The sequence below is a fragment of the Lentzea sp. NPDC036949 genome (assembly GCF_055608075.1).
Window position 1 is genome coordinate 872,094 of the sequence record NZ_JBVJRA010000001.1, and the last position, 13,073, is coordinate 885,166.

Consider the following 13,073-nt stretch of genomic DNA (forward strand, 5'->3'; position numbering starts at 1 on the left):
TGCGACACTGGAGCGGTGCCCGAGCTGCCCGAGGTAGAAGCACTGGTTCACCACCTGCGTGAACACGCTGTCGGCCGCACCGTGCACCGCGTCGACGTGGCGTCGCTCCAGGTGCTGAAGACGTTCGACCCGCCGTGGACCGCGCTGCAGGGCCAGGAGGTCGTGGCCGCGCACCGGCACGGCAAGCACCTGGACCTGGAGGTCGCGGACGGCCTGCACCTGGTCGTGCACCTCGCGCGGGCCGGTTGGCTGCGCTGGGCGGACACCATGGCGGCCCCGCCGCCCAAGCAGGGCCGCGGCCCGCTCGCGTTGCGCGTGCACCTCGGCCCGCCCGGCCAGGGCCCCGGCTTCGACCTCACCGAGGCGGGCACCAAGAAGGGCCTCGCCGCGTGGATCGTGCACGACCCGAAGACGATCTCCTCGGTCGCGCGGCTCGGCCCGGACGCGTTGCAGCTCTCCCGCACCCAGCTGGAGGACCTGCTGCACAAGCGCACCGAGCGGCTCAAGACCGCGCTGACCGACCAGGGCCTGATCGCGGGCATCGGCAACGCCTACTCCGACGAGATCATGCACTTGGCCCGCCTCTCGCCCTACGCCACGGCAGGGCGCCTCGACGACGAGCAGCTCGACCGGCTGCACGAGGCCATGATCAGCACGCTGACGGACGCGGTGGCCCGCTCGGTGGGCCAGGACGCGGCCCGGCTCAAGGGCGAGAAGCGCTCCGGCCTGCGGGTGCACGCGCGGACCGGCCTGCCGTGCCCGGTGTGCGGCGACACCGTGCGCGAGGTGTCGTTCGCGGACAAGGCGTTCCAGTACTGCCCGACCTGCCAGACCGGCGGCAAGCCGCTGGCCGACCGCCGGTTGTCGCGCCTGCTCAAATAACCACCCCTTGACCGGGGAGGACGAGGACGAGCACCTCCAGGACACGGGGGCCGTGCACGCCCTCCACCCGGTTGAGCTCGATGTCGCTCGTCGCCGACGGGCCGCTGATGAACGTCAGCGGCCGCGTCGGTTCCAGCCGTGCCAGCGCCTCCGGCACCGACCCGGCGATCTGGTCGGCCCGCACCACGCACACGTGGTGGTCCGGCAGCAACGTCAGCGCGCGCCGGCCCTGAGCCACACCACCGTCGAGGACGATCGTGCCGGTGTCGGCGATCGCGACCGCGCACCCGGTCAGCACGCCGTCCGCGCCGTCCAGGTCCTCGATCGACAACGGCTCGCGCAGCCACTCCACACCGTCGGCCAGCCACTCGTCCGGCACGTCGGAGGGCACCACGACCCGCTTGCCCCGCAACGAGGTCAGCGCCGCGGGGACGTCGGTGACGACGTGCACGACCGCCCGGTAGTCGGCGACCCGCTCGGCGAACAGCTCGACGCCGCCCGGCCCTTCGCGGTGGTACCCGCGCACGACCGGTGCGGCGGCGGGCACCCGCGCGTCGCGGATGCGCCGCAGGATCTCCTCCTTGGCGCTAGCCACGGTTCTCCTTCCACCACGCGCGGAACGACTGGGCGGGCGGTGCGGGCACGTCCCGCGAGGACGTCCACCTGGACCCCGGCCACGGCAACGAGCTGATCTTCCCGTCCTTCGCCAGGAAACGGGCCAGCGAACCGGCCTTCTGCGCCTTCTCGTACCGCGAGGCCGAGGCGAACACCCACGCCGCGGCCGCCATCGCCACCGACTCCGCGGTGCGGCCCTTGGCTTCCACGACCTCCGCGCGCAGGTGGGTGAGCACCGACGGGATGTCGATCCGCACCGGGCACACCTCGAAGCACGCGCCGCACAGCGAGGAGGCGAAGGGGAGCGAGGCCGCCTGCGGGTCGTGCAGGTCGCCGACCAGCTGCGGCGTCAGGATCGCGCCGATCGGTCCCGGGTAGACCGAGCCGTACGACTGGCCGCCGGTGCGTTCGTAGACGGGGCAGACGTTTAGGCACGCCGAGCACCGGATGCACCGCAGCGCCTGGCGCCCGACGGAGTCCCGCAGCACCGCGGTGCGGCCGTTGTCGACCAGCACGAGGTGGAAGCGCTGCGGGCCGTCGCCGGGCGTCACGCCGGTCCACACGCTCGTGTACGGGTTCATCCGCTCCGCGGTCGACGAGCGCGGCAGCAGCTGGAGGAAGACCTCCAGGTCCTGCCAGGTGGGCACGAGCTTCTCGACGCCCATCACGGTGATCAGGGTGTCCGGCAGGGTCAGGCACATCCGGCCGTTGCCCTCGGACTCCAGCACCACGATCGACCCGGTGTCCGCGACGGCGAAGTTCGCACCGGAGATCGCCACCTTGGTGCTCAGGAACTTCTGCCGCAGGTACAGCCGCGCCGCCTCGGCGAGGTCCGCGGGTTCGTCGCTCACCTCGACGCCCATGCGGCGCTGGAAGATGTCGCGGATCTCCGAGCGGTTGCGGTGGATCGCGGGCACCAGGATGTGCGACGGCCGGTCGTCGCCGAGCTGCACGATCAGCTCGGCCAGGTCGGTCTCGACCGCGTGCACGCCACCGGCTTCGAGCGCCTCGTTCAGGCCGATCTCGGCGGTGGCCATGGACTTGACCTTGACGACCTCGGTCGCGCCCTCCTCCCGGCAGAGGCCGAGCACGATCCGGTTGGCCTCCTCGGCGTCACGGGCCCAGTGGACGACGCCGCCGCGCGCCGTGACCGACTCCTCCAGCTGCACGAGCAGGGTGTCGAGGCGGGCCAGCACGTCGTCCTTGATCTGCTCGCCGGCGACCCGCAGCTGCTCCCAGTCATCCAGCTCGGCGACCGCGGCGGCCCGGCGACCGCGGATGGTGCCGGTGGCCTTGCGCAGGTTCTGCCGCAGCTGGGTGTCGTTCAGCGCCTCCTTGGCCGCCTTCGGGAACGTCGGGCTGCCCAGCCACGTCACGGGGTTGCGCGCCACGGGTCCTCCTCCGTCGAAGCCAGGACCTCCGCCAGGTGCACGGACCGGACGCCGGCCCGCAACCGGGACAGGCCACCGCCGATGTGCATCAGGCAGGAGTTGTCACCGGCGGACAGCACCTCGGCGCCGGTGTCGAGCACGCACCGCATCTTGTCCGCCAGCATCGCCGTGGACGTCTCGGCGTTCTTCACCGCGAACGTGCCGCCGAAGCCGCAGCAGTGCGTCGCGTCGGGCAGTTCCACCAGATCGAGTCCCCTGACCGCCCTGAGCAGCGCCAGCGGCTTGTCCCCGACTCCCAACAAGCGCAGCGAGTGACAGGTGGGGTGGTAGGTGACGCGGTGGGGGAACCACGCGCCGACGTCCGTCACTCCCAGCACGTCCACGAGGAACTCGGCGAGCTCGAACGTGCGCGGGGGAGACGTGCCCAGCGCGGGGTGGACCTCCCGAACCATGCCCGCGCATGACCCGGATGGCGCAACGACGTGGTCGTACCCTCCGAAGACGTCGGTGTACTTGCGCGCCAGCGGCCGGGCTTTCTCCCGGTAGCCGGTGTTGAAGTGCATCTGGCCGCAGCACGTCTGGTCGAGCGGGAAGTCGACCGTGCAGCCGAGTCGTTCCAGCAAACGGACCACCGCACGTGCCGTCGACGGGAAGAGCGTGTCGGTCAGGCAGGTCGCGAACAGTGCCACTTTCACCGGCACACCCTCTCCCCAAAGTCATCGGATGTCTACCCGGGCCGGTGGACCGTACGGGCGTACGCCGAGGCTGCCTCTTGCTATAGGGGCGTCCCACAGCACAGCATGTGCACCGTGGGCGACCTGTTGACCGAGCGCGCTGTGCTCGGCGTCATCGCGACCCTGGCCGTTCTCGGCCTCTTCGTGATGCTGTGCCGCGCTCGACGCGTCAGCACCTCCGTCGAGGACGCTGTGATGGACATGCTCGACCGCATGTCCAGGGCGTCGAGCGACCTCCGGGCGGGCTTGACGGAGGAAGCCGCCAACAAGGCCACCCCCCACCTGCGCGAGATGCTGCGCTGCGTCGCGGTCGCCATCACCGACGAGGAGGGCACCGTCCTGTCGTGGGACGGCGGCGCCAACGACCACTACGAGTACCTCCACGACACCGTCGCCCGCGCGATCAACACCGGTCACAAGGAGCACGTCGACCACCGCAAGCTCGGCTGCGAGCTGCAGGGGCCGTGCTCCCTGCACAGCGTCGTCGTGGTCCCGCTGGTTGTCGAGGGCGAGGTGGCCGGCACCCTGATCGTCGTCTCCGGCGTCGCTTCGAAGCGCCAGATCCGCATGGCCGAGGAGACCGCACGCTTCGTCTCGACCCAGCTCGAGCTGGAGGTCGTGCAGAAGCAGCGCCAGGCCCTCGCCCAGGCCGAGGTCAAGGCCCTGCGCGCCCAGATCTCCCCGCACTTCGTCTACAACGCGCTGAACACGATCTCCTCGCTGATCCGCACCGACCCGGCCCACGCCCGCGAACTGCTGCAGGAGTTCGCCGAGTTCACGCGCTACTCGTTCCGCACCGACGGCCTGTTCACGACCCTCGCCGACGAGCTGACGAACATCCACCGCTACCTGACCATCGAGCAGGCCCGCTACGGCTCCCGCCTGAACGTGCGCCTGCGCATCGCCCCCGAGGTCCTCCAGGTCGTCCTGCCGTTCCTCGTGCTCCAGCCGCTGGTCGAGAACGCGGTCCGGCACGGCCTGGCCAGGAAGCCCGGCGGCGGCATGCTCACCATCACCGCCGAGGACAACGGCAACGAGGCGCTGATCAGCGTCGAGGACGACGGCGTCGGCATGGACCCCGACCGCCTCGACGACATCAAGGACGCCCACCAGACCGGTGCGCACGTCGGCATCGGCAACATCAACGACCGCATGCGCACGGTGTTCGGCGCCGAGTACGCGCTGGTCGTCGAGACCGCCCCGAACGCGGGCACCAAGGTCATCCTCAAGGTGCCGAAGTTCGCCCGGAACGTGCTGCCGAACCTCAACATCGGCACGCAGCTGACCGACGAGCCGATGACGGCGGAACAGCCCGTGGTCCGCGCCTGAGCGACCGTGCGGAGAGCCGTTCGGACCAACTCAACTTGTGTTGGCAACGATCCTCAACCCCACCCTCGAACCTGCCGATTGTGGTGGTGACCAATGAACAGCCGGTCGGGTGAACCGACGAAGGCCGGCCGCGAGCTAAGGGCATCATCAATTGCAGGAACAACGAGCACCCGAACGCGTTCGCGTCTGCATCAAGTGCACCGCGAAGGGCTATTCCAGCTGCAAGTGCTGATCGGCAACGCCGCAGCTCAGCGCGCTGCGACGGCCAAGGTCGTGATCAGCGCGACGGCGCAGACGCTCCAGCTCACCCACATCCAGTAGATGTGCATCGGTGTCGGCCCGGCGGCGTTCTGCCTGCCCCGGTCGTCCCACCACTCGACATAGCGCTCCAGCCAGCGGATGGGGTTGAACGTCACCCGCCGACTCTAACCCGGCACCACGTGTTCCACGTCACGCGGGAGCAACCTGCACCCGGCTCGGCTCCCGCGTGACCGCGAAACGCACGTACTGTCGAGCACATGAGCGTCACGGACAAGATCGCGGCCCGTCTTCCGCGGGTCATGGACCGGGGTGAACGCCCGCCGGTGGTCGCCGCTGTGCGGTTGCACGGGGTCATCACCCCGCAGTCGTCACCGGTGGCCCGCAACACGATCAGCCTCCAGAACGTGGAAACGGCCATCAACCGGGCGTTCGACAACGAGCGCCTGATCGCGGTGGCCCTGCTCATCAACTCGCCCGGCGGTGCGCCGACGCAGTCCGCTCTGATCGCAGAGCGCATCCGGGAGCTCGCGACGAAGAAGCACGTGCCGGTGCTCGCGTTCTGCGAGGACGTCGCGGCGTCGGGCGGCTACTGGCTGGCGTGTGCCGGCGACGAGATCTACGCGCACGGGACGAGCCTCGTCGGCTCGATCGGTGTCGTGAGCGCCGGGTTCGGGCTCAACGGCCTGCTCGACAAGGCGGGTGTGGAGCGGCGGGTCTACACCGCCGGTGAGAACAAGGTGCGGCTCGACCCGTTCCAGGCGGAGAAGCCAGAGGACGTCGAGTGGCTCAAGGGGCTGCACGCCGACCTGCACGAGCAGTTCAAGGCGTGGGTGAAGGAGCGCAGGAGCGCGAAGCTCAAGGCGGCCGACGACGAGCTCTTCACCGGTGAGGTGTGGACCGGCGCCAAGGCCGTGGAACTGGGCCTGGCGGACGGCATCGGCACGATCCGGTCCGTGCTCGCCAAGCGCTTCCCGGACGCCGAGCTGACGGTCGTCGAACCGCGCAGGCCCTTGCTGGCCAAGCTGGGCCTGGCCGGGGCGTCCACCCGATCGGGGGATCTCGTCACGCAGGTGCTGACAAGCCTCGAAGAACGTGCTCGCTGGTCCCGATTCGGGCTGTGAGCATCAGTTCGGTTTCACCGGGCGTGTCGGGGCCGGTCCCGGCGTAGACATGACCGCACATTGATGGGCAAGATGCCCGACACAGTGAGTATCCAAGACAACGCCGGTCTCCTCGTCCTCGCAGTCGATGACGAGGCTCCCGGCCTGAGCGAGATCAAGTTCCTCCTCGAGAGCAGCCCCCACATCCGGCGCGTGCTGACGGCATTCGACGCCGCGGAGGCGCTGCGGATCCTGCGGGGCGACTACGAGCAGGAGGTGATGGCGCGCACCAAGGCCGGCCTTCCGCCGGTCGACGCGGTGTTCGCCGACATCAACATGCCCGGACTTTCCGGCATGGACCTCGCACGGGTGCTCAGCGCGTTCCGGTACCCGCCCGCGCTGGTCTTCGTGACCGGTGTGGAGGAACGGGACGCGCTCGTCACGGCGTTCGACGTCGGCGCGCTCGACTTCATCAACAAGCCGATCAACGAGGAACGCGTCCTCAAGGCGATCTCCCGGGTCGCCGACCGGGTGGGCCGCACCGCGGCGCCCGCGGCCGCGACGGGCCAGGCAGCGCAGAACCCCGCCGAACCGAGTGACGACGAGGTCATCCCCGTCGAGCTGGGCGGCACCATCAAGCTCGTGCCGCGCGCCTCCGTGCGGTACGTCGAGGCGCAGGGCGACTACGCCCGCCTGCACACGCAGGAGGGCAGCCACCTCGTGCGCATCCCGCTCGCGCAGCTGGAGGAGCGCTGGGCGAACGCGGGTTTCGTGCGCATCCACCGCTCGTACCTGGTGGCGTTGCCGCTGGTGAGCGAGCTGCGGATGACGGCGAACGGCTACGCGGTCGTGATCGGCACCGGTGAGGGCGCCAAGGAGCTCCCGGTCAGCCGCAGGCACACCAAGGAGCTCAAGGAGCGGATCGTGCGACCGCCGAAGAGCGGCTGGTGAGCAGGCACGACGCGGGAAAGCCCGAACAGGCCGCCCGTGAGGCCTGGCTCGGTGAGCAGGCCCGCAAACCGCGCAGGCGCAGGGTGGTGCTCGCGGACTCGACGAAGTCGCGCAGCAAGGCACCGCGCACGATCATCGAGCTGGAGGAGCAGACCAGCGTCGGCGAGAAGCTGATCCGCGACCTCATCAAGCAGCAGCTCAGGTCCGCGTTCGGGCTCGCGTTCGCGGTGCTGGTCGGCATGTGCCTGCTGCCGATCACCTTCTACCTGTTCCCCGCGATCGGGGGCATCGAGGTCCTCGGCATCGGCGTCCCCTGGCTCGTGCTCGGCCTCGCGCCCTTCCCGGCCCTCTACGCGGTCGGGTGGGTGTTCCGCAGGCAGGCCGAACGGCACGAGCGCGACTTCGTGAACATGGTCGACCGCTGACGTGAACGCCACCATCTGGAGCCTCACCGCAATCGTCGCCGTCGCACTGGTGACGTTCCTGCTCGGCTACGTCGGCTCCCGCACCGCGAACACCACCCCGGACTTCCTGGTGGCGCGGCGGTCGATCCCCGCCACCCGCAACGCCGCCGCGATCTCCGGCGAGTACCTGTCCGCCGCGTCGTTCCTGGGCGTCGCCGGACTCGTGCTCAAGGACGGCATCGACGCGCTCTGGTACCCGATCGGCTTCACCGCGGGCTACCTGGCGCTGCTGCTGTTCGTCGCGGCACCGCTGCGGCGCTCCGGCGCGTACACGCTGCCGGACTTCGCCGAGGCCCGGCTGGGGTCGGTGAACGTGCGGCACTTCAGCACGTTCTTCGTCGTCTGCATCGGCGTGCTGTACCTGGTGCCGCAGCTGCAGTCGGCCGGCCTGACGCTCACGACGATCACCGGCCTGCCCGCGTGGCTCGGCGGGCTGGTCGTCACGGCCATCGTGGTCGTCAACGTGCTGGGCGGCGGCATGCGGGCCATCACGCTCGTGCAGGCGTTCCAGTACTGGGGCAAGCTCTTCGCCATCGCCGCGCCCACGTTCGTGCTCTTCGTGGTGTTCCTCGTCGCGCCGGACCGGGGCACGCAGCCGATCAGCGACGGTGGCGTGGTCAGGTTCCCGGCCGCCGAGACGATCACCGTGGCCGAGCAGGACATCAAGGTCCGCGTCGACGAGCCGCTGCAGCTGGTGGTGCGCGGCCGGATCGACGGCAGGGACGCGAACGGCGCGGTGTACTGGAGCCGCGGCGTCTACGAGCTCAGCCCCGGCACGGTCATGGAGTTCACGGCCGGCGCCCCGGTGCCCGTCGTCGAGGGGTCGCCCACGACCAACCGCGACTGGATGCGCCCGCAGACCGGTGGCCTGTCCGACCTGTTCCGGACGTACTCGCTGATCTTCGCGACGTTCCTCGGCACGATGGGCCTGCCGCACGTCCTGGTCCGCTTCTACACCAACCCGGACGGCAAGGCGGCCCGCCGGACCGCGCTGCACGTGCTGTACCTGCTGGGCCTGTTCTACATCTTCCCGACGGTGCTGGGCGTGCTGTCGCGGTTGTACCTGCCGCAGCTGCTGGTGAACGGCAAGACCGACGCGGCGGTGCTGATGCTGCCCGAGACGATGGTGCCGAACCTGGGCGGCCAGGTCCTCGGCGCGATCGTCGCGGCCGGCGCGTTCGCGGCGTTCCTGTCGACCTCCTCCGGGCTCGTCGTGTCCGTCGCCGGGGTGGTCTCGACGGACATCATGCCGGGCAAGGTTCGTGACTTCCGGTGGGCGACGGTGTTCACCGGACTCGTCGCGATCGGCCTCGCGCTGCTGCTGCCGCGGGCCGACGCGTCACTGACCGTGGCCATGTCGTTCGCGCTCGCCGCGTCCACCTTCTGCCCGCTCCTGGTCCTCGGGATCTGGTGGCGCGGGCTCACGTGGGTCGGTGCCGTGTGCGGTCTCGTCGTCGGTGGCGGCATGGTCATCACGGCGCAGGTGGTCAGCGTGATCAGCTCCTACACCGGTCGCTGGGCGCCCGCCGTGTTCACCCAGCCGGCGCTGATCACCGTGCCGATCGCGTTCCTGACCATGATCGTCGTCAGCAAGGCGACCCGCAGGCGCGCGCCCGCCGACGTGAACCAGATCCTGCTGCGGCTGCACGCCCCCGACCCGCTCGGCTTCATCCGCGACCGCGACGTCGCCCGCTTCGGGACCGCGGAGGAGAAGGCCAGGATGGCCGGTCACGAGCGCAGGGGATCTGCGTAAACACGCTGAGTAGTCAGCGGTTCGAACGGGTGAAAATTGGTCACTCGAATCGGTGAACGGTGATTCCGGTCACGCTCGGTGCCCTTCGTCTTCGAATACTGACCGTTCGCCGCTTCACCCGACTGCTGGGCGCATGGGCACGAACAGAGTCTTACCTGAGTGACTCAAGTCTCCATACGGTTCTCGACCAAGAACGGACCGCACCTGGAGGCAATGACGTGCCCGCCACGTTGCTGAGCCCTACGCCGAGTACCGCGAGGAGGGGACTGTGAGCACCACTGAGCACACCCCGAGCGAGTCGTCCCCCGATGCGCAGAAGTGGGTCGACGTGCAAGCGAGCGCCGACTTCACCGAGCTGAAGCAGCGCCTGCGCAAGTTCGTGTTCCCCGTCTCCGCCCTCTTCCTCGCCTGGTACCTGCTGTACGTGCTGCTCGCGGACTACGCGCACGGCTTCATGTCCACCAAGGTGATCGGCAACATCAACGTCGGGCTCCTCTTCGGCCTGCTGCAGTTCGTGTCGACCTTCGTCATCACGACGCTGTACGTGCGGCACGCCAACAAGAACCTCGACCCGTTGGCGGAGAAGCTCCGCGGTGAGATCGAGGGGGACGGCAAGTGAACGAGTCGAGCCCGATCCTCAACATCAGCATCTTCGGCGTCTTCGTCCTGATCACGCTGTTCGTGGTCATCCGGGCGAGCCGCAACACGAAGACCGCTGCCGACTACCTCGCCGCCGGCCGTGCCTTCACCGGCCCGCAGAACGGCATCGCCATCGCGGGTGACTACCTCTCCGCGGCCTCGTTCCTCGGCATCGCGGGCGCCATCGCCCTCAACGGCTACGACGGCTTCCTGTACTCGATCGGCTTCCTGGTGGCGTGGCTCGTCGCGCTGCTGCTGGTCGCCGAGCTGCTGCGCAACACCGGCAAGTACACGATGGGCGACGTCCTGAGCTTCCGGATGCGCCAGCGCCCGGTCCGCGCCGCCGCCGCCACGTCGACCATGGCGGTCTCGTTCTTCTACCTGCTGGCCCAGATGGCCGGTGCCGGTGGTCTCGTCGCCCTGCTGCTCGGCATCACGGGCACCGGTGGCCAGGCCCTCGTCATCGCCGTGGTCGGCGCCCTGATGATCGCCTACGTCCTCATCGGCGGCATGAAGGGCACCACCTGGGTGCAGATCATCAAGGCGGTCCTGCTGATCGCCGGTGCCGGCGTCATGACCCTCTGGGTGCTCGGCAAGTACGGCTTCAACCTGTCCTCGCTGCTCGGTGCCGCCGTCGACGCCGCTCCGAAGGCGGGCGAGAAGCTCCTCGGCCCCGGCCTGCAGTACGGCAAGACCGACACCAGCAAGCTGGACTTCCTCTCGCTGGCGCTGGCCCTCGTGCTCGGCACCGCGGGTCTGCCGCACATCCTGATGCGCTTCTACACCGTGCCCACGGCGAAGGAAGCCCGCCGCTCGGTCGTGTGGGCGATCTGGCTGATCGGCATCTTCTACCTGTTCACCCTGGTCCTCGGCTACGGCGCCGGTGCGCTCGTCGGCCCTGACAAGATCAACGCGGCACCCGGCAAGGCCAACTCGGCCGCCCCGCTGCTCGCGCTGGAGCTGGGTGGCCCGATCCTGCTCGGCCTGATCGCGGCCGTCGCCTTCGCGACGATCCTCGCGGTCGTGGCCGGCTTGACGATCACGGCATCGGCGTCGTTCGCCCACGACATCTACGCCAACATCATCAAGAAGGGTCAGGAGGAGGACAAGAACTCCGAGGTCAAGGTCGCCCGCATCACCGCGATCGTCATCGGCCTCGTGTCCATCGGCGGCGGCATCATCGCCAACGGCCAGAACATCGCGTTCCTCGTGGCGCTGGCCTTCGCGGTCGCCGCCTCGGCGAACCTGCCAACGATCCTCTACTCGCTGTTCTGGAAGCGGTTCAACACCTCCGGTGCGCTGTGGAGCATCTACGGCGGCCTGATCGTGACGATCACGCTGATCATCCTGTCGCCCGCCGTCTCCGGCACGCCGACCTCGATGTTCAAGAACGCCGACTTCGACCTGTTCCCGCTGTCGAACCCCGGCATCGTCTCGATCCCGATCGCGTTCCTGCTCGGCTACGTCGGCACGATCCTGTCGAAGGACAAGGCCGACCCCGTCAAGCAGGCCGAGATGGAGGTCCGCTCCCTCACCGGTGCGGGTGCCGAGAAGGCCACCGCGCACTAGTCCGCGCACTGCCGAACGGGCCGTTCCGGGTTTCCGGGGCGGCCCGTTCCGCGTTTCCGTGCAACCCCGCTGGTGCCGGCTGTGTAGTGAACATGACCGCAGCACGAGCATGGGGGACCGGGAGTGCGACGAGACGAGGAGTTCTCGGAGTTCTTCACCAGCCGGTTCGACTGGGTGCGGCGCACCGCGTACGCGTTGTGCGGCGACTGGTCGGAGGCCGAAGAGCTCGCGCAGAACGCATTCGTGCGTGCCTACGCGAAGTGGCCCAGCGTCCGGCGCGAGACCGCCGAGGCGTACGTCCGCACGACCGTGACGCGGTTGTTCATCAACAGCCGCAGCCGCGTCCGCGAACGCCCGGTCGCCGACCTGCCGGACCACGGCATCGTCGGCGGCTTCGGCGACCTCGATGCCCGGCTGCACGCGGCGTTGCGGAAGGTGCCGCCGAAACAGCGGGCCGCGCTGGTGCTGCGGTACGTGCACGACCTGTCCATCGAGCAGACGGCGGCCGAGCTGGGCTGCTCCGAGGGCAACGTGAAGAGCCAGACGGCCAGGGGCTTGGCGACGCTCCGCGAGGCGTACGGCGAGCCGGTCAACGCGGAGGGTGCCTGATGACGATCGAAGACGAGCTGCGCGGAGCTCTCGACGTGCCCGCGCCACCACCGACGACGACGCTGGACGACGTGCTGCGGCGGGGCAGGCGCCGGGTGGCCGTGCGCAGGGCCGGGCTCGCGGGCGGCGTGCTGACCGTGGTGGCGGCGGTCGGGATCGGCGGTGCGGTCTGGAGGGGAGCGGTCGAGCCAGAGCTGTCGCTCGCCACCAATCCCGCCAACTGGCCGCGGGTGAGCTGCGGCGAGGCCGGTCCGCAGCCGGACGTGGTGCGGAACATGGGCGCCTTCCTGCCCTCGACCGGCCAGATGCGGGCCTGGCGGGACTCGGCCCAGGCGGTGCTGCCCGACCGGGTCGTCGACTCGGAGCTCCCCGAGGACGCCAACGGCCCCGCGAGCGTCCACCACGGCGACCGCCGGGGCTTCCGGGTCGACGTCCTCGACGGACAGGGCGCCGGGAGCCTGCGGTTCGCGCTGGCCCGCTTCGAGGGTGATCCGGCCGCGGCGGCGGACAGCGCGCGGTGGGCCACCGGCACGTGTGCCGCGAGCCGGCGCCTCACCGGCGCCGACGGCACCGTGTTCCAGCTGTACGCGCCCGGCGTCGACGCACCGTCGGAGCTGCAGGTGCAGACCCTGTACGTCTTCCGCGCCGACCGGCTGGCGTTCCGCGTCGAGCAGGTCAACGCGGGCCGCATGAGCTCCCAGCCCACGCGGGAGGCAGTGCCGCTGTCCGAAGTGGAGCTCGTGAGGCTCGGGGCCGCCGTCGCGGAGGTGTCCTGA

At 69.8% G+C, this 13,073-nt stretch carries 14 protein-coding genes; 10 read left to right on the forward strand and 4 right to left on the reverse strand.

Going from position 1 to position 13,073, the window contains the following annotated elements; genetic code table 11:
* Positions 1 to 15 precede the first annotated feature (15 nt).
* Entirely contained in the window at positions 16 to 882 is an 867-nt protein-coding gene (locus tag ACZ7CD_RS04435) for an Fpg/Nei family DNA glycosylase (protein ID WP_360397028.1), read from the forward strand.
* Here the strand turns inward: ACZ7CD_RS04435 and ACZ7CD_RS04440 are convergent.
* The 3 genes from ACZ7CD_RS04440 to ACZ7CD_RS04450 are packed head-to-tail and all read right to left on the reverse strand — an operon-like array spanning position 875 to position 3,577.
* Positions 875 to 1,477, reverse strand: coding sequence for a LutC/YkgG family protein (locus tag ACZ7CD_RS04440; RefSeq protein ID WP_470372885.1), 603 nt, complete (start codon positions 1,475 to 1,477; stop codon positions 875 to 877). The two genes, ACZ7CD_RS04435 and ACZ7CD_RS04440, sit on opposite strands and share 8 nt — an antisense overlap.
* Positions 1,470 to 2,888 (reverse strand): LutB/LldF family L-lactate oxidation iron-sulfur protein, encoded by a 1,419-nt coding sequence (locus tag ACZ7CD_RS04445; protein ID WP_470372884.1) that lies wholly within the window; start codon positions 2,886 to 2,888, stop codon positions 1,470 to 1,472. Before ACZ7CD_RS04445 ends, ACZ7CD_RS04440 begins: the two co-directional genes overlap by 8 nt.
* Entirely contained in the window at positions 2,870 to 3,577 is a 708-nt protein-coding gene (locus ACZ7CD_RS04450; RefSeq protein WP_470378397.1) for a (Fe-S)-binding protein, read from the reverse strand. Before ACZ7CD_RS04450 ends, ACZ7CD_RS04445 begins: the two co-directional genes overlap by 19 nt.
* Positions 3,578 to 3,688: 111 nt before the next feature.
* Here ACZ7CD_RS04450 and ACZ7CD_RS04455 point away from each other — a divergent pair, with 111 nt between their 5' ends.
* On the forward strand, positions 3,689 to 4,951 hold the full coding sequence (locus tag ACZ7CD_RS04455) for a sensor histidine kinase (protein ID WP_360397025.1): 1,263 nt from the start codon (positions 3,689 to 3,691) through the stop codon (positions 4,949 to 4,951).
* 248 nt (positions 4,952 to 5,199) lie between these two features.
* Here the strand turns inward: ACZ7CD_RS04455 and ACZ7CD_RS04460 are convergent, their stop codons facing one another.
* Positions 5,200 to 5,367 (reverse strand): hypothetical protein, encoded by a 168-nt coding sequence (locus ACZ7CD_RS04460; protein ID WP_360397024.1) that lies wholly within the window; start codon positions 5,365 to 5,367, stop codon positions 5,200 to 5,202.
* A gap of 102 nt (positions 5,368 to 5,469) precedes the next feature.
* Between ACZ7CD_RS04460 and ACZ7CD_RS04465 the strand changes: the two genes are divergently transcribed.
* The 8 genes from ACZ7CD_RS04465 (at position 5,470) to ACZ7CD_RS04500 (ending at position 13,073) form a co-directional block, all read left to right on the forward strand.
* Positions 5,470 to 6,333 (forward strand): S49 family peptidase, encoded by an 864-nt coding sequence (locus ACZ7CD_RS04465; protein WP_360397023.1) that lies wholly within the window; start codon positions 5,470 to 5,472, stop codon positions 6,331 to 6,333.
* 63 nt (positions 6,334 to 6,396) lie between these two features.
* Entirely contained in the window at positions 6,397 to 7,263 is an 867-nt protein-coding gene (locus tag ACZ7CD_RS04470; RefSeq protein WP_360397022.1) for a LytR/AlgR family response regulator transcription factor, read from the forward strand.
* On the forward strand, positions 7,260 to 7,688 hold the full coding sequence (locus tag ACZ7CD_RS04475) for a hypothetical protein (protein ID WP_360397021.1): 429 nt from the start codon (positions 7,260 to 7,262) through the stop codon (positions 7,686 to 7,688). Before ACZ7CD_RS04470 ends, ACZ7CD_RS04475 begins: the two co-directional genes overlap by 4 nt.
* Before the next feature lies 1 nt (position 7,689).
* The gene (locus ACZ7CD_RS04480; RefSeq protein ID WP_458429791.1) at positions 7,690 to 9,480 is read left to right on the forward strand and encodes a sodium/solute symporter; all 1,791 of its coding nucleotides are present in this window, start codon (positions 7,690 to 7,692) and stop codon (positions 9,478 to 9,480) included.
* 268 nt (positions 9,481 to 9,748) lie between these two features.
* Positions 9,749 to 10,099, forward strand: coding sequence for a DUF485 domain-containing protein (locus ACZ7CD_RS04485; protein ID WP_360397019.1), 351 nt, complete (start codon positions 9,749 to 9,751; stop codon positions 10,097 to 10,099).
* The gene (locus tag ACZ7CD_RS04490; protein WP_360397018.1) at positions 10,096 to 11,688 is read left to right on the forward strand and encodes a solute symporter family protein; all 1,593 of its coding nucleotides are present in this window, start codon (positions 10,096 to 10,098) and stop codon (positions 11,686 to 11,688) included. Before ACZ7CD_RS04485 ends, ACZ7CD_RS04490 begins: the two co-directional genes overlap by 4 nt.
* A gap of 123 nt (positions 11,689 to 11,811) precedes the next feature.
* Positions 11,812 to 12,297: a SigE family RNA polymerase sigma factor gene (locus ACZ7CD_RS04495; protein WP_470378299.1), complete on the forward strand. Its 486-nt coding sequence runs from the start codon at positions 11,812 to 11,814 to the stop codon at positions 12,295 to 12,297.
* Complete coding sequence (locus tag ACZ7CD_RS04500; protein ID WP_470369724.1) at positions 12,297 to 13,073, forward strand: hypothetical protein; 777 nt, start codon at positions 12,297 to 12,299, stop codon at positions 13,071 to 13,073. Before ACZ7CD_RS04495 ends, ACZ7CD_RS04500 begins: the two co-directional genes overlap by 1 nt.